At 44.1% G+C, this 21,407-nt stretch carries 19 protein-coding genes; 8 read left to right on the top strand and 11 right to left on the bottom strand.

Annotation, left to right across the window (positions count from 1 at the left end; translation table 11 throughout):
* Positions 1–31: 31 nt before the first annotated feature.
* The 5 genes from ACXAER_RS16075 (at position 32) to cynS (ending at position 7,073) form a co-directional block, all read left to right on the top strand.
* Positions 32–1,156, top strand: coding sequence for a DUF58 domain-containing protein (locus ACXAER_RS16075; protein WP_474830994.1), 1,125 nt, complete (start codon positions 32–34; stop codon positions 1,154–1,156).
* Between the two features lies 1 nt (position 1,157).
* Entirely contained in the window at positions 1,158–3,224 is a 2,067-nt protein-coding gene (locus ACXAER_RS16070; RefSeq protein WP_474830992.1) for a transglutaminase TgpA family protein, read from the top strand.
* 493 nt (positions 3,225–3,717) lie between these two features.
* Complete coding sequence (locus tag ACXAER_RS16065; RefSeq protein WP_179982984.1) at positions 3,718–4,566, top strand: formate/nitrite transporter family protein; 849 nt, start codon at positions 3,718–3,720, stop codon at positions 4,564–4,566.
* A gap of 161 nt (positions 4,567–4,727) precedes the next feature.
* Positions 4,728–6,605, top strand: a complete 1,878-nt coding sequence (locus ACXAER_RS16060) for a bifunctional protein-serine/threonine kinase/phosphatase (protein WP_474830989.1) — start codon at positions 4,728–4,730, stop codon at positions 6,603–6,605.
* Positions 6,606–6,623: 18 nt separating this feature from the next.
* Positions 6,624–7,073: a cyanase gene (gene cynS / locus ACXAER_RS16055; protein WP_474830986.1), complete on the top strand. Its 450-nt coding sequence runs from the start codon at positions 6,624–6,626 to the stop codon at positions 7,071–7,073.
* 115 nt (positions 7,074–7,188) lie between these two features.
* On the opposite strand, the gene fusA is transcribed toward cynS, so the two are convergent.
* From fusA to ACXAER_RS16030, 5 genes are all read right to left on the bottom strand, one after another.
* Entirely contained in the window at positions 7,189–9,276 is a 2,088-nt protein-coding gene (fusA, locus tag ACXAER_RS16050; protein WP_474830984.1) for an elongation factor G, read from the bottom strand.
* Positions 9,277–9,459: 183 nt separating this feature from the next.
* Positions 9,460–10,557 (bottom strand): 23S rRNA (cytidine(2498)-2'-O)-methyltransferase RlmM, encoded by a 1,098-nt coding sequence (rlmM, locus tag ACXAER_RS16045; RefSeq protein ID WP_474830982.1) that lies wholly within the window; start codon positions 10,555–10,557, stop codon positions 9,460–9,462.
* Positions 10,550–11,062, bottom strand: coding sequence for a DUF423 domain-containing protein (locus ACXAER_RS16040; protein ID WP_474830980.1), 513 nt, complete (start codon positions 11,060–11,062; stop codon positions 10,550–10,552). The genes rlmM and ACXAER_RS16040 overlap by 8 nt, the downstream gene beginning before the upstream one ends.
* Before the next feature lie 42 nt (positions 11,063–11,104).
* Positions 11,105–11,755, bottom strand: a complete 651-nt coding sequence (locus ACXAER_RS16035) for an alpha/beta family hydrolase (RefSeq protein ID WP_474831281.1) — start codon at positions 11,753–11,755, stop codon at positions 11,105–11,107.
* Between the two features lie 70 nt (positions 11,756–11,825).
* Positions 11,826–12,728 carry a transcriptional regulator GcvA gene (locus ACXAER_RS16030; protein ID WP_474830978.1) on the bottom strand — a complete coding sequence of 301 codons (903 nt, stop codon included), beginning with the start codon at positions 12,726–12,728 and terminating at the stop codon, positions 11,826–11,828.
* Positions 12,729–12,944: 216 nt separating this feature from the next.
* Here ACXAER_RS16030 and ACXAER_RS16025 point away from each other — a divergent pair, with 216 nt between their 5' ends.
* The gene (locus ACXAER_RS16025; protein ID WP_136781123.1) at positions 12,945–13,223 is read left to right on the top strand and encodes a hypothetical protein; all 279 of its coding nucleotides are present in this window, start codon (positions 12,945–12,947) and stop codon (positions 13,221–13,223) included.
* A gap of 61 nt (positions 13,224–13,284) precedes the next feature.
* Here ACXAER_RS16025 and kdsA read toward each other — a convergent pair whose 3' ends face one another.
* From kdsA to hemA, 6 genes are all read right to left on the bottom strand, one after another.
* The gene (gene kdsA / locus ACXAER_RS16020; RefSeq protein WP_474830975.1) at positions 13,285–14,139 is read right to left on the bottom strand and encodes a 3-deoxy-8-phosphooctulonate synthase; all 855 of its coding nucleotides are present in this window, start codon (positions 14,137–14,139) and stop codon (positions 13,285–13,287) included.
* 20 nt (positions 14,140–14,159) lie between these two features.
* Positions 14,160–14,525, bottom strand: coding sequence for a SirB2 family protein (locus tag ACXAER_RS16015; RefSeq protein WP_474830973.1), 366 nt, complete (start codon positions 14,523–14,525; stop codon positions 14,160–14,162).
* Positions 14,526–14,782: 257 nt separating this feature from the next.
* The gene (locus ACXAER_RS16010) at positions 14,783–16,348 is read right to left on the bottom strand and encodes a DUF3369 domain-containing protein (RefSeq protein ID WP_474830971.1); all 1,566 of its coding nucleotides are present in this window, start codon (positions 16,346–16,348) and stop codon (positions 14,783–14,785) included.
* A 151-nt stretch (positions 16,349–16,499) separates the two neighbouring features.
* Positions 16,500–17,339 (bottom strand): peptide chain release factor N(5)-glutamine methyltransferase, encoded by an 840-nt coding sequence (gene prmC, locus ACXAER_RS16005; protein WP_474830969.1) that lies wholly within the window; start codon positions 17,337–17,339, stop codon positions 16,500–16,502.
* 36 nt (positions 17,340–17,375) lie between these two features.
* On the bottom strand, positions 17,376–18,461 hold the full coding sequence (gene prfA, locus ACXAER_RS16000) for a peptide chain release factor 1 (RefSeq protein ID WP_474830967.1): 1,086 nt from the start codon (positions 18,459–18,461) through the stop codon (positions 17,376–17,378).
* 15 nt (positions 18,462–18,476) lie between these two features.
* Complete coding sequence (gene hemA / locus ACXAER_RS15995; protein WP_474830965.1) at positions 18,477–19,751, bottom strand: glutamyl-tRNA reductase; 1,275 nt, start codon at positions 19,749–19,751, stop codon at positions 18,477–18,479.
* Between the two features lie 131 nt (positions 19,752–19,882).
* On the opposite strand from hemA, the gene lolB reads away from it, so the two are divergent.
* Both lolB and ispE read left to right on the top strand, forming a co-directional pair.
* Entirely contained in the window at positions 19,883–20,509 is a 627-nt protein-coding gene (lolB, locus tag ACXAER_RS15990; RefSeq protein WP_474830963.1) for a lipoprotein insertase outer membrane protein LolB, read from the top strand.
* Complete coding sequence (ispE, locus tag ACXAER_RS15985) at positions 20,509–21,375, top strand: 4-(cytidine 5'-diphospho)-2-C-methyl-D-erythritol kinase (RefSeq protein WP_474830961.1); 867 nt, start codon at positions 20,509–20,511, stop codon at positions 21,373–21,375. Before lolB ends, ispE begins: the two co-directional genes overlap by 1 nt.
* Positions 21,376–21,407 lie beyond the last annotated feature (32 nt).

Here is a 21,407-nt window from a genome sequence, read left to right as displayed (position 1 = left end):
ATGAGCTCCAGGAGTATTAGAGGTGCGTAAAGTGTCAGCAACTTTTCTCAACTACTTTCGGCGTCGACTATCAGCATGGTTAGATAAGCGCGTGCCGGCTTCTCAGGAGCACCATTTAAACTTGAACAGTATTTTTATATTGCCAAGTGGATTTGGCTGGTCTTTTATTATCTTGTCGCTGTGCTTGTTTTTACTTGGTACTAACTATCAAAACAACTTGATGTTACTGCTTAGCTATTTGTGTTTGAGCATTATGCTGCTAACACTTTTTTATACGCATCAAAACTTTGCGCGGCTAGCACTTAAAGCCCTCCCCCCTAATTCGTTTCACTGTAACCAAAATGGTGAAGTTCAACTTCAGGTTATTCCCCATTTGAACGCGCAGATGAAATGTTGCAATGGAGTACTATCAATAAAATGGCTCAATGTGGTAAGGAACACAGATACTCAATTTGACTATATCCATGGTGGGAGTAAAACTTCAGCCCAACAGCAAAGCTACAACTTTTCATTAAACAAAGATCCCAGCTCGCAAAAACAAACGCTGAATATACCGCTTCGGATATCTAGCCGTGGCCGGTTTACTCTAGGTCGAATGACTATCGCTTGTGATTTTCCGCTTGGGCTTTATAGATGTTGGACTCACCTTGATTTCGATCAGGAAGTCATGGTGTATGCAAAGCCTCAAGAAGGCCCCATTACTATCGATAAACTGGCTAGTCACAATGAATCAACAAGTGTAAGCCAAATAAATGCGCCAGACAGTAACGAAGATTTTTATGGACTGAACGATTACGAAATTGGACAGCCACTTAATCGCGTATCTTGGAAACATGTGGCTAAAAATGGGAATTGGGTCTCAAAGTCATTTTCTTCACAACAAAGTGAAAGTTTTGTGCTTTCAATGCCGTCAAGCGTCAATGTGGAAACTGCTGTTTCAGCGCTAACCCAAGCCACATTGTTATGGACGAGTGAAGGCCGCGTGTTTGGAATACAATACAAAGGGCTGAACATCTCGCCTGACCAAGGTACAAACCACATGCATGAATGTCTTAGTGCGCTTGCTTGTTTCAACCTCCCACCTTTTTCAGCCACAGCTGCTGTTAACGTACCAGTTTCAATATCTACCAGACAGAAAAAAACGGGCGACCAGTAACATGAATGATGTTTTGCTAAATCGCCTGTCACAACTTTCTGTTTTTAGGAGCGCACTAAGCCAGCCTAATTCAATGGCAATACTCGTGCTTAGCCTTGCGTTTTCACTAATTCTATTTACGTTAACTGCGCCTCTAATGTTATGGGTACTGATGTTAGGTGGGTGCGCTGTTATTGTGAGAATTGCAGGCCTTAGTACGCTGCAAAATTTACCAACCTCTCGTACGGTTAATTTACTTGCTGTACTCGCCATGTTCGCCTTGTCTTGGTTCGGCTTGTCGGTAGGTCTGCTGGACAGCATGATCAATTTACTGGCGGTAGCGAGCGCACTCAAAGTTATGCAGGTAGAAAAGAAACGAGATTTTCACCTGCTGATATGCACTTGTCTATTTTTGATTGGTTGCGGTTTTATTTCCTCACTCAGCGTATTTGCATGGGTTGGCTACACCGGAATATTAGCGCTGCTGTTAATCGCCACCGCCCTGTATCACGGCGCTGGCTTTCCTATCGCGCAATGCGCCAAATTTGTCGCGGTGCTTATTGTTCAAGCCCTACCTATTGCGCTGCTGTTGTTTTTATTGTTACCTCAACTCCCCCCGCTTTGGCAAATGCCTACATCAAAGTCAACAGAAACAGGGCTCTCCGATACAGTAACACCAGGTGATATAGCGTCGCTTGCCAGTTCCTCTGACTTAGCATTCAGTGCTACGTTTGACAATGTCAGTGAGATCCCAAGTGCACAATCTAGGTACTGGCGCGCAATGACACTAGAACACTTCGACGGGAAAACCTGGTCTATTAGCGATAAGCGCAAGCAAGCAGAACAACAGTTGGCGTTCCTAGATAGAGAGACACCGTTATCCTTGTTGGCTGAAAACGGTAGCTCTCAGGTAATAGACTATCAATTGATTGTTGAGCCCACGCAACAAACATGGCTATTTGCTTTAGAACCGTCGTCTCCCAACAACCGCGAAAATAACATTTCTGTAAGCACGCTTTTTGATTACACCTTGCGTGCAAATACCCCTATCTCAAGTAAAAAAGCCTTTTATTTACGCTACTTTCCAGGCGCCCAAATCACCAATGGAATTGGAGACTTTGAATCGCAGCTGAATCTTCAACTATCCACAAATGGTAATCTTAAAGCTAGAGAGTGGGGGCAAGCACTGGCGAAGCAATATACAAACGTGCAAGCGCGAGTGCACGCAGTAATGCGAGAATTCAGTCAAGGTGGTTTCCGCTACACCCTGTCTCCAAACGCTATGCCTGTAGATCCAATTGATAGTTTCTTGTTCGAGCAACGCGCTGGATTTTGCGCGCATTATGCAGGTGCAATGGTATATGTCCTTCGTGCAGCCGGGGTGCCTGCAAGAATGGTAACTGGCTATCAAGGCGGGAGTGCACTTAACGACAACGTGCTTCAAATAAGACAATACGATGCCCATGCATGGGTAGAAGCGTTAATTAATGGTGTGTGGGTGCGTTTCGACCCTACAAGTATGGTGGCGCCATCACGCTTAACCTTTGGTCTTGAACAAGCACTAGAAGAACTAGGGGAATCACGTCAAACAACTATTTTGCGCGAAATTGGCAATTCTGCTTTATTTGCTACCCTGCAAGGCTGGTTTCAGCAACTAGACTATTCATGGAGCAAATGGGTGCTGGGCTTTGATAATGCAGCCCAGACCAATATGCTCGAGGAGCTATTAGGCGCACTGACTCCGCAAAAAATGCGTGCAGTATTTTTATCGGCGCTTGGGCTAATTGGGCTCATATTAGCGCTATACTTTTTACCCAAAAAACAAACGAGCCACTTGTCGCCTTCTTATCGCATATTACTAAAAGCGATAAAACTTGTAGAAACAAAGACTGGGGTACATAGAGATAATAAAACCTTATCAGCCTATATTAATGAAACCAGCGCTTTTTTATCCCCGCATGCAGCTAAGGCCTTTAAACAACTGTGTGAGCTATTTGAACATGAGCATTATGCAAAGAGGAATCAAGGTTCTGATAGACATGTAGCCATGAAGCTTCAATTAAAAACACTCAAACAGTCACTCAAATAAAGAGCCTGGCTAAAAGCGTTAGTGTGCTTGTGAAATAGATAGCGACATTGCACCTTAAACATTCACGAACCCACCTTTTTAGTGCAAATGGCTGATATTTTCACCGAGGCCACTTTTCACCCTGCCAAAAAAACAACATTAACATTTTGTTTTATATGATTTTTTCGACACCATTGTTAATTTTTCATCTGTTGGCACTTTTTTGGCTACTCTTTTGTTGTTTTAAAACCATAGATAGTAAAAGTTCGAAGCGATGGCTGCTATGAATTATTGCTTAAGAACTTTAGTGTACAAAGGCGTACACATACATAGCGTTTTAAAAAATTACATCAGATAGCTACTACAATGCACAATTTTTGGACAAAGGCGTCCCCAGTTCTCTCTAACGAGAGTGCTGCGGACGCCTTTTTTTGATCTGCAAGAGCGCATGTAGATGGCTAACTTTCGGAACACAACTGGCAACTTATTAATAACGACAACGTGAGGTGAAACCATGGCTTATCTTCTCCCCGCTGAGTTTGCGACCAAAATGGTAGATGCAGGTGAAGCGAAGATTTATATGTCTACACGAGATACTCTAATACGCGCTTATATGGCAGGTGCAATTTTGGCACTCGCTGCCGTTTTTGCAATTACCATAGCCGTTCAAACTGGCATTTTCCTGCTAGGGGCCGTGCTCTTCCCAGTTGGCTTTTGTATGCTTTACCTTATGGGTTTCGACCTTTTAACCGGCGTGTTTGTATTAACGCCGCTAGCATGGCTTGCTCAGCGCCCAGGGGTTACGCCAAAACAGATATTGAGAAACTGGGGCTTAGTCTTTTTAGGTAACTTCGGCGGTGCTCTGACCGTTGCCTTTATGATGTCGTTTATTTTTACCATGGGATACAACGTAGATGGCGGCGCGATTGCGACCAAGGTTGCCAGTATTGGCGAAGCCCGCACGTTAGGCTATGCAGAGCATGGCGCGGCCGGCTGGTTCACCATTTTCATTCGCGGCATGCTATGTAACTGGATGGTGTCACTAGGTGTTGTAGGAGCGATGATCTCAACCCACGTAAGCGGTAAGGTGTTGGCTATGTGGATGCCCATCATGCTGTTCTTCTTCATGGGTTTTGAACACTCTGTAGTGAATATGTTCCTTTTCCCATTTGGTCTTATCATGGGCGGTGATTTCTCTGTTATGGATTACTTCATCTGGAATGAAATTCCAACAGCATTAGGCAACTTGGTAGGCGGCTTAGCATTTACCGGCCTTACGCTTTATACCACCCATGTGAAGACATTGCCAAAACGTACAATCCCTGTTGATAAAGCAGCGGCATCTCAAACGCTACCTATCTAATCAAGCTATTTATCTAAACCGCCATCACGACATGAAGCTTTATATTAAGTCGTGATGGCAACATTCTTTCCTATTTTAAAGTAAGTCGATAGCCCAATGTCCAGGTAACAAGGTAACAAGGTAACAAGGTAACAAGGTAACAAGGTAACAAGCCATTGAATATGAATAAGCAAGCAGCGCTACAAACATCGAACTACTCGCTACCTTGCACACTTTCAGTAAGTGCTTTTTCAACACCTGGCGTGAAAGAGATAAACCAGGATGCTTACACCTACCATGTATCTTCTGATGAGCTAAATCAAAGTAGTATTTTTGTGGTTGCTGACGGTGTCAGCAGTAGCACGGTAAGCCAGATTGCCAGCGATTTTGCTACCCGTCAGTTTATTAAGCTGTTTAGCATAGCGCCTGAACAATGGTCGGTTAAAACCCGCGCCGAAACCATTATCAAAGAAATTAATGCGCTGCTTTATACCCGAACGCAGAAAAGCGCTTTTTGCTACACCCCAGAAAAAGGCTATGTGTGCACGTTCTCAGTAGCAATCGTAACAGGCAATCACCTAGACGTATTTCACGTTGGAGATAGCCAGATTCAAGTTGTTACAAGCGATGCTAAAGACCCTATATTGCTAACTCGTCCTCATCGACAAGCATCAGATAGTGAACCTTCGCAAACTTACCTTGCTAATGCGTTGGGCGTGAAAGCAAACATCGATATTGACCATACTGCATTAACTATAACCTCACCAAGTACCATTGCGATAAGTACCGACGGCGTTTATGAATTCGTCGCGCTGCCGACCATACTCAATAAAATAAATAATGCCAATACGCTATCTGAAAACCAAGCTGCATTAGTTGTACACGAGGCGTTTAACAATGGAAGCGACGATAACCTCACCCTTCTGCTTATAAAAGTCGAGTTCGGTGACGTTAATGGTAGTGGTGATATTGATGGTGAACAAAGCTTGATCTCGGCTGTTGCAGATATAGATAGCAACTGTCACGGCGTATCTAATGCAGTCGGCTATAACGATGGTAAATTACCACCAAAGACTACCGGCGAGTTAGCGTTTGCCGAACTTAAAACTGGTGATGAAATAGATGGCTTTAAATTAGAGCGACAGCTCTATACCTCTGCGCGAAGCCATGTGTTTATCGCCTCGCGACGCAGTTCATCCGTTGCAAACCCAAATGATACTGTGGTTGTAAAAACACCAGCCACTGACTTTTCTCAATCACAGGAAATGTTAAACGGTTTTCTAATAGAGAATTGGTTTTTAAGGCGGGTCGACTCACCCCATATTGTAAAAAGCCCCACTTTTACGGAGTTGGGTTATCAAAACACACCCACAGCCTTTTACAGCGTGAGTAGCTATGTGCAAGGGCAGACCTTGGCACAGTGGTCTATTGATAACCCTACACCTTCATTAGAGCAAGTTAGGAATATTGTTGAGCAGGTCAGCAATGGATTACAAGCAATGCATCGCCAGGGCATTCTTCACAGGGATATACGCCCCGACAATATTATCATCAGCGAACACGGTCATTGTACCCTTATCGACCTCGGGTCAGCAGCCCTAAAAAATGCCCCTAGCCTTTATAGTGATTCGCCTATTCCTGGCGCAGCACTCTTTGCTGCACCAGAATACTTTTTAGAAAACGTAGGCAGCGAGCGCTCAGATTTATTTTCCTTAGCCGTACTCACTTACTACCTTTTATGTGGTCGTTATCCCTACCACACTAAGCTTGCCCACTGTCGCACTTTTGCTGAACAGAAAAAACTAAAATATGAGACGGCGTTAGATCCTAAACGTCCAATACCTTCTTGGGTTGATAGTGCGCTAAAACGTGCTTTACACATAAACCCTGACAAACGCTACTCTTCGCTTTCAGAGTTTATTTACTCGCTGCGCTACCCTAATCCTTCAGAGCACACAACGTATCAGCCCTTAGTAAAACGCCATCCACTTTTTGTCTACAAAACACTAATACTGGTCCTTATTTTTAGCAACCTAATAACGCTCATTTTATTTAATTAACCCGTTGAGGAACTACTAATGATTACATCAAGAACACAAGTTACCGACATGATCCAATCAGCCAAAATTCTAAAAGGCATAAAGTGGAGTCAGATAGCTGAAGTTGTTGGCCAGTCAAAAGAATGGAGTACCGCAGCCTGTTTAGGTCAGATGGCCATGACAAAACAACAAGCAGAAGCGGTAGGCGAATTACTTGGGCTTACCGACGAAGCGATTGCGTGGCTTCAAATCGTACCTTACAAAGGCTCGTTACCTACAGAAGTCCCTACCGACCCGCTTATTTATCGCTGGTATGAACTCGTAAATGTATATGGCACTACCTTAAAAGAACTTATTCATGAAGAGTTTGGCGATGGCATCATGAGTGCCATTGATTTTTCGATGGATTTACAGCGTGAGAACGATCCTAAAGGCGACCGCGTTAGCGTAGTTATGTCTGGGAAGTTTTTGCCGTACAAAATGTACTAAAGCCATTTACTAGAGCCCTGCGCTGTTGGCATAAAAAAAGCCGGTCGAATGACCGGCTTTTTGTATTTCTTGAAGCGTTAGCTAGCACAAGCCAGCTAACGTTCGCAAAGGCTAATTACTTAGCAGCTTTACGTGCTTTCGCTTCTTCAATTACTTTGTCAGCTACGTTCTGAGGACATGCTGAGTAGTGGCTGAATTCCATAGAGAACTGACCACGACCAGATGTAATAGTACGTAGGTGACCGATGTAACCAAACATCTCAGATAGAGGTACGTCAGCCTTGATGCGAACGCCAGTAGCGCCAGCTTCTTGGTCTTTGATCATACCACGACGACGGTTAAGGTCACCGATTACGTCACCAACATTGTCTTCTGGGCTGAATACGTCAACTTTCATCACAGGCTCAAGAATTTGAGGACCTGCTTTTGGCATTGACTGACGGAATGCACCTTTAGCTGCAATTTCGAACGCGATAGCTGATGAGTCAACTGCGTGGAAACCACCGTCGTATAGCTCAACTTCAACGTCTAGTACTGGGTAACCAGCTAGAGGACCTACTTCCATCATACCTGCGAAACCTTTTTCGATTGCAGGGAAGAATTCTTTAGGTACGTTACCGCCAACAACAGTAGATGTGAACTTGAAGCCAGAGTTAGTTTCGCCTGGCTTGATGCGGTAATCAATCTTACCGAACTGACCAGAACCACCAGACTGCTTCTTGTGCGTGTAGCTGTCTTCAACAGGTAGCGTGATAGTTTCACGGTAAGCAACCTGTGGCTGACCAACTTCTAGCTCAACGCCGTAAGTACGCTTCAAGATGTCTACTTTGATATCAAGGTGAAGCTCACCCATACCTTTAAGGATGGTTTCGCCTGAATCTTCGTCAGTTTCAACTTGGAAAGATGGATCTTCTGCTACTAGTTTACCGATAGCGATAGACATCTTTTCGTTAGCGCCTTTGTCTTTTGGCTTAACAGCAATCGAGATTACTGGCTCAGGGAAGATCATTGGCTCTAGTGTACAAGGGTTCTTAGGATCACATAGTGTGTGACCAGTTTGAACATTCTTCATACCAACAACAGCTAGGATATCACCAGCTTGTGCAGAAGTAAGTTCAGTACGTTCGTCAGCGTGCATCTCAACCATACGGCCGATACGCTCAGTCTTACCAGTTGCACTGTTAAGAATAGTGTCGCCTTTGTTTAGTTTACCAGAGTAGATACGGATAAACGTAAGGGCACCGAAGCGGTCGTCCATGATTTTGAACGCAAGCGCACGGAACGGCTCGTCAACAGATACTGTTGCTACTTCACCAGTAGGCTCACCAGTCTCTTCATCTGTAAGAGGCTGTGGGTCTACTTCTGTTGGAGAAGGTAGGAAGTCGATAACTGCGTCAAGAACTAGCTGAATACCTTTGTTCTTGAATGCAGAACCACAGTATGTTGGGAAGAACGCTAGGTCACGAGTACCTTTACGGATACAACGTTTGATGTCTTCTAGAGACGGCTCTTCGCCATCCATGTAAGCCATCATTAGGTCGTCGTCTTGCTCAACAGCAGTTTCGATTAGTTGCTCACGGTATTCGTTAGCTTTCTCAACCATATCTTCTGGGATATCTACTACTTCGTAGTTCTCAGGAAGGCCTGAGTCGTCCCAGATGTATGCTTTCATGTCTAGAAGGTTTACAACACCTTTAAACTCGTCTTCGATACCGATTGGAAGTGTCATTACTAGTGGGTTAGCAGCAAGTACTTTCTTAACTTGGCCAACAACACGGTAGAAGTCTGCACCCATACGGTCTAGTTTGTTAACGAAAATACAGCGTGCAACGCCAGATTCGTTAGCATAACGCCAGTTAGTTTCTGACTGAGGCTCAACACCGCCAGAACCACAGAATACACCGATACCGCCGTCTAGTACTTTAAGTGAACGATATACTTCAACTGTAAAGTCAACGTGTCCCGGAGTATCGATGATGTTCATGCGATGATCTTTCCAGAAACAGGTTGTTGCCGCTGACTGGATGGTAATACCACGCTCAGCTTCCTGCTCCATGAAGTCAGTTGTTGATTCACCATCGTGAACCTCACCAGTTTTATGGATTTTACCAGTAAGCTTCAAGATACGTTCTGTTGTGGTAGTTTTACCCGCGTCTACGTGGGCGAAAATACCAATGTTTCTGTATAAAGATAAGTCTGACATTAGTTCACTTTCATTGGTTCAGAGTAAAAAAACGGCTGGATTATAAAGGATTTCTATACCAGATTTACACCTTTTTTAGCATAAACCTCAAATTCGCTTGTCAAAATCCGCGCCAGCATCAATTCTTTTCTATAAGTATCAACAACTTAATATGTTATGACACTTTTTTGAAAAATAACAAAATCACACCTCATCAGCTGAAGTGCGAACAATTGTTACTGTAACTTCATCTCTGTCGTGGTAGAGATGCCTAACCTTAACCGCGAATGCATCATCTAAGGCATTTAAACGGCTATTTAACAACGCCATGGCTTCGACTACAGTTTCATAGCGCTGTTTCATAGGTAGCTTTAAGTTAAAAATGGCGTGAGTTGCCCAGTGCTTAACCAGCCAATCCCCCATCAATTTCGCTACTCTATCGGGTTGTTCTATCATATCACAGACAAGCAGATCGACGCGACCAAATTGTGGTCGATAAGTAAACCCGTCTGCTGCGTGATGTTCAACCAACCCGGTACTCATTAAACTATCGGCAACCAGTCCATTATCGATAGCTTCCACATACATGCCGCGCTTCACCAATTGATAGGTCCAGCCGCCAGGGCACGCCCCTAAGTCAACCGCACGACCACCGCTTCGAAGTACTTTCGTTTGCTGAGTGGCACTCAGCATGTTTACAAGTGCATCTTCGAGTTTAAGCGTAGACCGGCTAGGCGCATCACTAGGAAATTTCAATCGGCAGATACCCAAGTGATCACGACTTGCGTGGCTAGGTAACGTATAGCCAATATGACAAATTTCAAATGACTCAAAGAAAATATGCAGCTTAGGTTTACCTAAATTTTCTTTTGCAGTGAGCCACCCTGCCTTCCTTAACGCTTGGCGAAGGGGTACGGTAAATTTACGGCAAAACTTAGCGAGGGTTTTCCCATCTTCGGTATCAGGGTACTCCACGTCGATGGCACCAAATATAGAGAACGGCTTTTCTACTTCTTTTAGTGCTTCAAGTACCTGCCCCACTCTATCTTCTTTTTCCACTTCAGTTAACGTGGCAAAAACGGCCACTAACTGGCGAGGAAAGATGCTGTCGTGAACAGTAAACTGAGTAATGGTTTGCTCTAATTGCGAAGCATCGTATAAATGGTAGTGCACAAAGCCACTATTTTTCTTTGACACAGGATAACCGTAGCACTGAGCTTCACCGTATCTCGACGTGAGCTCATTAGCCGTGTCATTTTCATACCCCGGCCGGCAATAGCCTAAAATACTAGCATTAGACATTACCTGCTCCTTTGTTTTTGTCCGTTATTTCGGCTTGCGCCATGTGTTTAGCATTTGTCCGGTCTAAATTAGATAAGTTTTGCTGTGCGCTTTCGTTCTCTTTATATCGTCCCACAAGCAAACCAATCATTAATAAAGTCCACCCAGTGATAAAGAATAGACCGCCCAATGGGGTAACTGGACCAAACCATTTAATACCGCTGATGGCGAGCGCATATAAACTTCCACTAAACAATACCGTACCGGTAACAAAACAAAACGCCGCGCGATTAACCCACTTCGATGAGACATAAGCAGACAGAGCGGGCAATAGTATCAAAGCTAACGCGTGATACATTTGGTAGCGCACACCTATTTCAAATGTATTGAGTTGCTGTGCACTTAATATACTTTTTAAACCATGTGCGCCAAACGCGCCTAGCACAACCGCTAAGCCTGCAAGCGCCGCTCCAATGACAAGATAAGGTTTAGCAAGGCTAGCCAAACTAAGTTTTTCGTTACTCATTAATTTAATCGTTCGCTTTCATTTCAAATGTTGTTTTGAATATCAACTAGACAGATTGCGGGTTATGAACGCCGCAGTTAATTCAGCAGCTTTAACAATATGCTCTTGTTGGGTTTTACCACTGGCCTTTCTTGGTTTGAAGCTGTGGTCACCGTCTTCTAAAAATACGCACTCAATATTTGATGGTAGCGCGTAGTTCTTTTCACCACTTTCAATCTCATTTCTAGTACCAAAAGTATCTCTTTCCCCCTGGATAATAAGCAGAGGTTTCGCTGCTGTTAGCAAGTGTTCTGTGCGGGTTTTCTCCGGCTTACCCGGGGGGTGAAATGGGTAGCCCAGCGCTATTGCGCCTTTTACGTTACTTATACCTTCATACACCATGGTGGCCATTCGCCCGCCCATAGATTTTCCGCCGATGAACACAGGTAAGTTATGCAGGACACTGTTATCTTTACTGCAGGTTTCAATTACCGCAGTAAAGTGTGACATGAGTTTGTCGGCCTTATCAGGAGGTCTGCGCTTACCAGTAGCCTTAATGGTTTGCATATAAGGGAAATTGAAGAGCACCGTAGATATGTTTTGAGCAACAAGTTCGTTTGCCATGTCTTGCATGAACTCATGCTCTTTACCCGCACCAGCGCCGTGCCCAAGTATTAAGCATGCAACGGGTGATTTGGCATCGTGCACTTCCATATCGAAAACAACGTCATTTGCACACGTTTGTGTATTGGTTTGCGTATTACTTTCTTTTAATTTAGCCATACTACAACAAATCCTCTTGCTCAGCTTCAACCAGCGCTAAGATCCAGTCTCTAAATGCTGCAATCTTTCCTAATTCAGCCTGTGACTCTTCACATACTAGATAAAACGCATCGCGACTCTCTACCCGTTCTTCAAACGGCATAACTAGCCTTCCCGCTTCAATTTCTGGCCTAGCGAGTACTGTGTTTCCCAAGGCAATGCCTTGACCAAGTGCCGCTGCCTGTAAAACTAGCATGGAGTGACTGAACACCGGGCCTTGGTTAACATTTACGCCAATTACACCCACGTGCTTCAACCAATTTTTCCACGCAGTACGGCTTAAGTCGTGAAGCAACACGTGGTGTCGTAAGTCAGACAAACTAGAAAGAGGCTTAGGTCCTTGAAAAAGCATAGGTGAACATAGCGGCGTTAAAAACTCTCGGTGCAGCTGATCAGCCTGTAGCCCTGCCCAGCGGCCTTTACCGTAATATATGGCAACGTCCACATCGTCTTCTAAGAAACCTTCGTCGAAATCTACTGCTTTTATGCGTACGTCAATATCTGGATGGGCCAAACTAAATTTATGAATACGGGGTACCAACCATTGGCTAGCGAAACTCGGTGGCATAGCTACCGTGATAGCACCTTTACTGCCCTTCGCAAGTAGCCTTTCTGTCGCGTCTTGTAAGTTTTTGAAGATATCTTTTAACTCCAAGAAATACGCCTGCCCTTCTTCGGTAAGAAGCAAAGTTCTATTTCTTCGAAGAAATAACTTCATGGATAAGAAATCTTCAAGCGCTTTTATTTGATGACTCACCGCTGCTTGAGTAACAAACAGTTCATCAGCTGCCTTGGTAAAGCTCAAATGGCGCGCGGCCGCTTCAAACGACTTTAAGGCATTAAGAGGGGGTAAACGTCGATGCATAGTTTGTTTTGAATCCAGTGTGACCGAAGCATGACAAATTCATTAGTTTTTCTAATGACAACCCATACTTTTACTCGTTTTATTTTTCACCACCAGCTGACTATAATTTACCCGAAATTAAGAAAGAGCATTTAATTTCAGTACATTATGATGATTAAATGTTAATCATTTTAACATTCATCAACAAATTTTTAATTATTTTTATTAGGTGTGAAAATGAAAAAATTACTTTTAGCTAGCGTTTCTGTAATGGCTTTCGCAAGCGCTGCTGCAAATGCTAACGCACAACCAGAAAAGATCAATCTACAATCGTTAATCAATACTGCAATGACAAGCGTAAAAATGGCTGAAGTATTGCCAGAAAACGATGCTCACATTGTTGTTAAAAAGCAATCAAAGGCGATTTTAGCTGAAGAGATCCAAGTTCAGCTTCACAAAAACTTATTAGCAATGGCAAAAGGTGAAGAGCGCGTAAACGTTTCTGAAGCGGAATAAGCAACTCACACACCTGATACGCATGCCGGTGCTAGCACCGGCATACGCCATCAATACATGCTTAGGTATTGCTTGTATCTAACGCGTCAAAACCTTTCACTAACTCGTCTAATGCTTTCATCTGCTGTAAATAAGGCTCTAATTTAGCCAACGGTAATGCACAAGGGCCGTCACACAAAGCTTCATCAGGGTTAGGGTGTGCTTCAATGAATAAGCCTGCTAAACCTAACGCCATACCACTTCTTGCTAGCTGTGCCGCTTGCGCTCTACGACCGTCTGCAGACGTAGCACGGCCACCAGGCATTTGAAGTGCGTGAGTCGCATCAAATATTACCGGAGCGTATTCTTTCATAGCGTCCATACCTAACATATCTACAACTAAGTTGTTGTAGCCAAAGCAACTGCCGCGCTCGCATAGAATAACGTTGTCGTTACCTGCCTCACCTAGCTTTCCAATAATATGGCGCATTTCATGTGGTGCTAAGAACTGAGGTTTCTTTACGTTAATTACGGCACCTGTTTTTGCCATTGCAACAACAAGGTCGGTTTGGCGTGCTAAAAAGGCAGGTAACTGAATAACGTCAACCACTTCGGCGACAGGTGCCGCTTGATAGGGTTCGTGTACATCTGTGATAAGTGGAACGTTAAAGGTCGACTTAATTTCTTCAAAAATACGCAGCCCTTCTTCCATGCCAGGCCCACGGTAAGAAGTCACCGATGAACGGTTCGCTTTATCAAATGACGCTTTGAAAACGTACGGAATATTAAGCTTTTGCGTTACTTCAACATAGTGCTCAGTAATACGCATAGCAAGATCGCGAGACTCTAGTACGTTCATGCCGCCGAACAGAACGAACGGCAAGTGATTGGCAACCTCGACGTTACCTACATTAATAATCTGTTTAGATTCAGACATTATTTATTTCCAATTAAATCTTAAAAAAGAGGTTGTTTGGTTACAGCAACCATGGCCGTTGCCATAAGCACAACAAGTGCTGCAACGAAAAAGCTCCATTTGCCTAACGCGGTTTTGGCTTTTTTCAATGCAAATAATCCAAACACGATGTACAACACTACACCGATAACTTTGAATGTAAGCCAGGCATTAACCAAAGGATATTGAGATAAAATGAAGCATAGCCAGATTGCACTGGCCAACAGCACGGTATCAATGATATGAGGGAGAATTTTAACCCATTTTTTGCTGAGTGCTGTTGCGTCGAATTGGCTCCAAATAAACCGAAAGACAAAGAATAAAATGCTTAAGCCAACGGCGGTTAAATGAAGGTGTTTTGCCATCATGTACATAGTATTTTCCTATTCTTATTAGATATTAAGGCAGCTTCTAGCTACTTTAGCACATGAGCTAACTAGCAAGTTTAACAACTCAACGTCTTTTTCGCTGTGCTGTAGCAAAATGAAGTTCAATAACCTAAATATACTGGCTTTGAATTCAAAAAAAACAGGTGCCTTTGAGCACCTGTTTTCTTTCAACTTTTTTAGCGCATAAACCCTTATTGTAACGCATAACCCATCGTAAATAACGGGGCAACGCGTTATTACTTTGCATCAGGATATTGAGCTTGTATTGCTAGAAAGGCTGGAAGGTCGTTTAGCAAACACTGGACTAAATTCGGGTCAAAGTGCTTACCACTTTCCTCTTTTAATACCGTCTCAACCTTGTCAACTGTCCATGCTGGCTTATAAGGCCGTGCGTTTAATAGCGCATCAAATACATCAACCAAGGTCGCGATACGGCTTTTTATATCAATTTCTTCGCCTTTAAGCCCATCGGGATACCCTTTCCCATCCCAGCGCTCGTGGTGTTGCTTCGCTAACATTGCTGCAAGCTGAATTGTGGGCCGGCTTGAATCTCGCAAAATTTGATACCCAAATTCAGCGTGCTGACGTATTTTAAACACTTCTTCTTCAGTTAACGGTGTCGTTTTGTGCAAAATAGACTTTGGCACTATAGACGTACCAATATCATGGAGTGGTACGGCAAGACGCAGTGCGTGAGTATCTTGCTCGTCTAGCCCGACTTTTTCCGCCAACAGTTGCGCCATTTCAACCATTCTTGTGAGGTTATTTGACGCATTTGATTCATGCTCTAATGCTCGACCTAAGCGCTCAATAATTTCCTTTTGCGTCGCTTCAACATCAACGGTTTTAAGAACATTGTCAAAAGCCAGTTGAACACTGTCTGAAAAGCGCTTTACCAGATGGCGATCATTATCCCCTATTCGTCTTGGTAATCCAGACAAATACAAGAGTGCGCCATTGTGACTTTTACTATTACAATAAGCCACAACGTGATCTTCTGCATAAACAATTTGCTTTTCGCGCATCGCTTGCGCACAAAGTGCATATTCTTGTGCACTAATCGCATCTTTTAGTGGTACACCTTCTTTACTGGCATATTCGCCATTACCAGCAAAAACATATAATTCGTCGTCACCCAGCGTGTTGTTGCTGGTATTAATAGTGCGCGATGTAGTTGCTACCGCAGTAGTAATATAAGCAGCGTCCTTTGAACAGCCCAAAATAGATGCAAGCTGTTGAATAATGCCCTGCATGAATTTTTCGAGGGAACGTGATGAAAATAGATCTACAGAGGCATCTATAATTTTTTCAAGACCGCGTCTATTTTCTTCGATAACAATAATATCGCGATAAGAGCGCAGTGCAGCAATAATAACAGTGAATAGTTTTTGTGCAGTTAGTTCGGTTTTAGATTTATAGTCATTGATGTCGTAGTTAATGATGACATCTTTTTCTGGCGCTTGGCCGGGTTGACCGGTGCGTAAAATAATGCGAGTGAAGTGATTATCGAGTTCGTTGCGAATGTAGTCTGCCACTTGAAGGCCGGCATCATCGGTTTCCATTACTACATCGAGCAACACAACTGCTATATCGTCATGGGTTTTAAAAATAGATTTGGCTTCCTCACCGCTATAGGCACTTACGAACTCAAGGGTTTTGCCATTTAAACTAAAGTCATTTAGCGCTAGCTTAGTAACGGCATGTACTTCGGGTTCATCATCAACGATAAGTACTTTCCAGCTACCCAGATCATCTACTTCATTTTCATCGTCATCTTCTGCGAAAAGAAAGTCATCGTTCATCTGGTACGTCCTGTCCTGTAAGAGATTGTTTAAATTGGCGCTTTTTAGTTTTCTTTGATGCTAGATAAATACTAATGCAAAACTAAATATAAGCAAGTTTGCAACTAAAAATCGGTACTACAGGTTGTTTGATTTTTTAGGTGGTTTCGACCTACTGCCACTGCCCTAGCGTTACACGGTCGTTGTCGCCGTAGTCCTTAACGGTTTTGACGTTCGCAAATCCCGCGTCTGCGAGCAAAGCGTTAACTGCCGGCCCTTGGTCAAAACCGTGTTCGAATGCGAGTAAGGCACCTTTATTGAGATATTGCGGCGCGCTATTAATGATGTGTTTTATGTCGTCTAGTCCGTCACTACCCGAGGTTAAGGCTGTTTTCGGTTCAAAACGTACATCGCCTTCGTCAAGATATGGGCTGGCTTCTTCGATATAAGGTGGGTTTGAAACAATAATGTCGAAGGTTTGACCTGCCAGTGCGCTAAACCAATCACTTTGCACGAAGCAGGCATTAGTTAAGTTGTTAGCTTGTGCATTGCGAGTAGCAAGTTTTACCGCTCCATGTTGGAAGTCCACACCAGTAACTGACGCTTCAGGTAATTCGCTTGCTAACGCCAGAGCAATAGCGCCCGTGCCTGTTCCTAAGTCGCAGATTGATAGAGGATGAGCTAGATGTTCATTGGCCCAGTTAAGCACTTGCTCAACCAGCACTTCAGTATCAGGGCGCGGTATTAAAGTATCCGGTGAGGTAAATAGTGATAAGGTCCAGAAATCGCGCTTGCCGATAATATAAGCAACAGGCTCACCCCGCCTTCTTTTTGCCACTGCAGCTGCAAACTGGGTCTGCTCAGTGTCATCCAGGCTTTTATCTGGCCATGTGAACAAATAGGTTTGAGACTTACCTAGAATATTTGCCAGCATAACTTTGGCATCAACAGAGGGTGACTCACCACCCTCTAGTTGTTCAACCGCCCATGCTAGGGCGTCATCTATTCGCATTATCTTTTTTAACGCTATTTTTGCTGCAAGACGAATTTACTCGTCAGAAAGCGAGGCTAACAAGTCAGCCTGATGTTCTTGCAAAATCGGATCGACGAGCTGTTTTAGATCCCCTTCTATTACTTCATCTAAACGATAGATAGTTAGGTTGATACGGTGATCAGTAACGCGACCTTGCGGGAAGTTGTAAGTGCGAATACGCTCTGAACGGTCACCACTACCGACTAAGCTCTTACGGGTAGAAGCTTCTTCAGCCGCGCGCTTTTCTTCTTCAATTTGGTTTAAACGCGCTTGAAGTACTGACATAGCTTTAGCACGGTTTTTGTGCTGTGAACGTTCGTCCTGACACTCTACAACCAAGCCTGTTGGCAAGTGAGTAATACGAATAGCAGAGTCAGTTTTGTTAACGTGCTGACCACCTGCGCCCGATGCACGGAAGGTATCGATACGAAGCTCAGCCGGGTTGATTTCGATAGCTTCAGACTCAGGGATTTCAGGCAATACTGCAACAGTACATGCAGAGGTGTGAATACGACCCTGTGATTCGGTTTCTGGCACACGCTGTACGCGGTGACCGCCCGACTCGAACTTGAGCACACCATAAACGCCATCACCACTAACGTTAGCAACCACCTCTTTATAGCCGCCATGTTCACTTTCGTTGGCATTCACCAACTCAACACGCCAACCGCGGCTTTCTGCGTAACGGCTATACATACGGAATAAATCGCCTGCAAATATTGCCGCTTCGTCGCCACCGGCCCCTGCGCGAATTTCTAAGAAGCAGTTGTTGTCATCATTTGGATCTTTAGGCAGAAGTAAAACCTGAAGCTCAGTTTCAAGGCGCTCAATTTCTGCCTTAGCTTCTTTCATCTCTTCTTGTGCCATTTCACGCATTTCAGCATCGTCTTCGTTCAGCATTTCTTGTGCTGAGCTTAAGTTTTCTTGCGCTTGCTGATAGGCATTAAAGCCAGCGACTACATCTTCTAGCTGACTAAACTCTTTTGACAAGTTGCGAAACTTATCCTGATCGCCGATAACTTCAGGGTCACCGAGTAACGCCTGAACTTCTTCGAAACGCTCGACTAAGTGTTCGAGTTTCCTAACTACCGACTCTTTCATATGCTTCTTATTACCTTATTTATTATTGTCTGACGAAAAGTCAGATAAATCTAATGCCTGTCCCATCCAACGGCTTAACGCCGGGTCATCGTGCATGGCAGCTTCGCGTAACGCTAGGGTTGTTGAATGCAACAGCGTATTGGTTAGTTTATACGCCATTTCTTCTAATACCGCTTCGGCATTTTTACCTTCCGCTAATTGCGCTTTGGCTTTTTCCACAATATCGTCACGCTGCGCCATGCCTTTCTGGCGATACTGTCTAACTAAATCTATAGATTGCTGCGACTGTTTCCACGTCATATAGTCGCCAGCTTGCTTGTCGATAAGCTTTTCCGCTTCTTTTGCAGCTTGCTCGCGGTTTTCTAAATTCTTTTGAACAATGTGCTGTAAGTCATCGACAGTATAAAGATAGGCATCCCCTAGCTCGTTTACTTCTGACTCTATATCTCGCGGTACTGCCAAATCGACCAAAAACATAGGCATGTTTCTGCGCTGTTTAAGCGCTTTTTCCACCATGCCTTTGCCAATTAAGGGCAGTTGGCTAGCAGTAGAGCTTATCACGATATCAAAATCTTTTAAGTGCTCTGGTACTTGCGACAAGGTAAACACGCTTGCATCTAGCGTTTCGGCTAAAGCCTCTGCTCTGGCTACCGTTCTGTTTGCTACGGCTAAACAGCTTACTCCCTGCTCTTTCAAATGCTGAGCAACTAACTCAATAGTTTCACCAGCACCTACTAGAAGCACAGAACGCTTAGGTAATTCGGCGAAGATATGCTTGGCAAGCTGCACGGCGGCGTAAGCCACGCTTACAGCGTTTGCCCCGATATCAGTTTCACTGCGAACGCGTTTCGCTACTGAAAAAGTATGTTGGAACAACTTATCAAACTCGCTGCTCACCATTCCCGAATGCTTAGCATCGCCAAACGCCTGCTTTACTTGCCCTAGTATCTGAGGCTCACCTAAAATAAGTGAATCAAGGCCACTGGCTACGCGCATAATATGCTTTACCGCTTCGTCTTGCGCGAGCACATAGCTGTTACTAGCAATCTCTTCTACATCTAAGTGGTGAAAGTCACTTAGCCATTGTAGAAGCTTTTGACCCGTATCGTCCTGCGTGTTGACGTAAAGTTCGGTGCGGTTACAGGTCGATACAATGACAGACTCGTCTATGCCGTTCAGCTTTTTTAAACTCGCAAGCGCTTCTACCAGAGAATCTGGTGTAAAGGCCACTTTTTCGCGAAGTGCTACTGGAGCTGTTTTGTGGTTAATACCAAGGGCGAGTAAAGTCATTAAAATCTGTGCTGGCAACGTCGGAGCGGCATTGTACGAAAAACCCAAAATGATTGAAAGTGTTGGTGAAACTGTGTTCCCATAATGTCACAACTAAATGTGTCTTATTTTTATACGGGTATGTTGCCTTGATGATTCGCTTATTTTCCTTATTGTTTGCCGTTTGCTTTTTATTAAGTGCATGTACGACTGCTCCGAAAGGCCCAGAAAATGCGGTAAACCTTACCGCACAACTCGAAAAAGTGGCTGAAGTCCACCAATGGCAAATGCGAGGAAAAATTGCCTTTCGCCGAGGAAAAGAAGCGGCCAGCCTAAATTTAGTCTGGAAAAACGATTCCGGCGATTTCGATTTTCGATTAACTAATTTCTTAGGAGTAAGTCTAGTTAATCTAAACGTGAGCAAAAACCAGTCAGTATTAGAGGCTGACGGCGAAACATACGTTGATGCCCTACCGGAACCACTTATTTATCAGATTACGGGAATGGTAATTCCGGTTAAACCACTGTTGTCTTGGGTAAAAGGTTTACCGCTAGACGGTGACAAATTCACCCTAACTGAAAAAGGGTTGGTTAATACCCTAGAGAGCTATTGCCAAGGTTGCCGCAATTGGCAAGTCGCTTATGGTAACTACGGTAGTGTTGAGCTAGATGATGGCACATCTGTATGGCTGCCTCACAGCATAACGCTTACTCAAAACGAAACGCCGGAAATGCCTCAAACTCAGCTTAAAATTAAAATTTATCAGTGGACTCTGTAGTGAACGCACCTGAATCAACGCAAAAAGATTGGTGGCCTTCCCCTGCCAAACTAAACCTGTTTTTACACATTCTTGGCCGCTACGACAACGGCTATCACCAGCTTCAAAGTCTGTTTCAAATGCTGGATTACGGCGATGCGCTCGCCTTTGACATAAGCACAGGCGATACAAGTATTCGCATGGAAACACCACTGGATGGCGTACCAGACGATGACAATTTAATTGTAAAAGCGGCGCGACTGCTGGCAACAAAAACAGAATGTAATAAAGGTGCCGTTATTTCGCTAGACAAGCGCCTTCCTATGGGAGGCGGCATTGGGGGCGGTTCATCTAATGCAGCAACAACCCTAGTTGCGCTTAATCATTTATGGAACACAGGGCTAAGTGAAGATGAACTGGCTGAACTTGGGTTATCTTTAGGCGCTGACGTACCTATTTTTGTGCGAGGCCTTACAGCATTTGCAGGAGGTGTGGGAGAAGAGATAACGCCCGCACCTCAAAAAGAAGTGTACTATCTTGTGGCAAACCCTAATGTTCATGTGAGTACGGCTGAAGTGTTTACTTCTCCCGATTTACCCAGAAATACACCAGCGATGCGTTGGGAAGACTATAAATTTGAAAAAACTTGGAATGATTGTCAGCAATTAGTCGCGAATCGCTATCCTGAAGTTGCAAAATTATTACAGTGGTTGGTACACTACGCACCGTCGCGAATGACGGGCACAGGTGCTTGCGTATTTGCCACTTTTTCTGACTACACTTTAGCCAAGCAGGTTAAGGCTCAAATGCCTGAAGCCTGGCAGAGTTTTGTCGCAAAAGGTGTGAATCGCTCACCACTATTAGACAAATTAGAACAACAAAAATAGCGTGTACGCCACATCGGACAAGAACTTAAAAA

Source organism: Alteromonas sp. AWJ4_199 (assembly GCF_056159165.1).
The sequence above is the reverse complement of the archived record's forward strand: the minus strand, read 5'-3'. Positions and strand labels throughout refer to the sequence as shown.

What these genes read in the sequence shown, in the direction of transcription:
- ACXAER_RS16070 (WP_474830992.1), top strand. Translation starts at nt 1,158, where the DNA reads ATGAATGATGTTTTGCTAAATCGCCTGTCACAACTTTCTGTTTTTAGG.
- ACXAER_RS16065 (WP_179982984.1), top strand. Translation starts at nt 3,718, where the DNA reads ATGGCTTATCTTCTCCCCGCTGAGTTTGCGACCAAAATGGTAGATGCA.
- ACXAER_RS16060 (WP_474830989.1), top strand. Translation starts at nt 4,728, where the DNA reads ATGAATAAGCAAGCAGCGCTACAAACATCGAACTACTCGCTACCTTGC.
- cynS (WP_474830986.1), top strand. Translation starts at nt 6,624, where the DNA reads ATGATTACATCAAGAACACAAGTTACCGACATGATCCAATCAGCCAAA.
- fusA (WP_474830984.1), bottom strand. Translation starts at nt 9,276, where the DNA reads ATGTCAGACTTATCTTTATACAGAAACATTGGTATTTTCGCCCACGTA.
- rlmM (WP_474830982.1), bottom strand. Translation starts at nt 10,557, where the DNA reads ATGTCTAATGCTAGTATTTTAGGCTATTGCCGGCCGGGGTATGAAAAT.
- ACXAER_RS16040 (WP_474830980.1), bottom strand. Translation starts at nt 11,062, where the DNA reads ATGAGTAACGAAAAACTTAGTTTGGCTAGCCTTGCTAAACCTTATCTT.
- ACXAER_RS16035 (WP_474831281.1), bottom strand. Translation starts at nt 11,755, where the DNA reads ATGGAAGTGCACGATGCCAAATCACCCGTTGCATGCTTAATACTTGGG.
- ACXAER_RS16030 (WP_474830978.1), bottom strand. Translation starts at nt 12,728, where the DNA reads ATGCATCGACGTTTACCCCCTCTTAATGCCTTAAAGTCGTTTGAAGCG.
- ACXAER_RS16025 (WP_136781123.1), top strand. Translation starts at nt 12,945, where the DNA reads ATGAAAAAATTACTTTTAGCTAGCGTTTCTGTAATGGCTTTCGCAAGC.
- kdsA (WP_474830975.1), bottom strand. Translation starts at nt 14,139, where the DNA reads ATGTCTGAATCTAAACAGATTATTAATGTAGGTAACGTCGAGGTTGCC.
- ACXAER_RS16015 (WP_474830973.1), bottom strand. Translation starts at nt 14,525, where the DNA reads ATGATGGCAAAACACCTTCATTTAACCGCCGTTGGCTTAAGCATTTTA.
- ACXAER_RS16010 (WP_474830971.1), bottom strand. Translation starts at nt 16,348, where the DNA reads ATGAACGATGACTTTCTTTTCGCAGAAGATGACGATGAAAATGAAGTA.
- prmC (WP_474830969.1), bottom strand. Translation starts at nt 17,339, where the DNA reads ATGCGAATAGATGACGCCCTAGCATGGGCGGTTGAACAACTAGAGGGT.
- prfA (WP_474830967.1), bottom strand. Translation starts at nt 18,461, where the DNA reads ATGAAAGAGTCGGTAGTTAGGAAACTCGAACACTTAGTCGAGCGTTTC.
- hemA (WP_474830965.1), bottom strand. Translation starts at nt 19,751, where the DNA reads ATGACTTTACTCGCCCTTGGTATTAACCACAAAACAGCTCCAGTAGCA.
- lolB (WP_474830963.1), top strand. Translation starts at nt 19,883, where the DNA reads ATGATTCGCTTATTTTCCTTATTGTTTGCCGTTTGCTTTTTATTAAGT.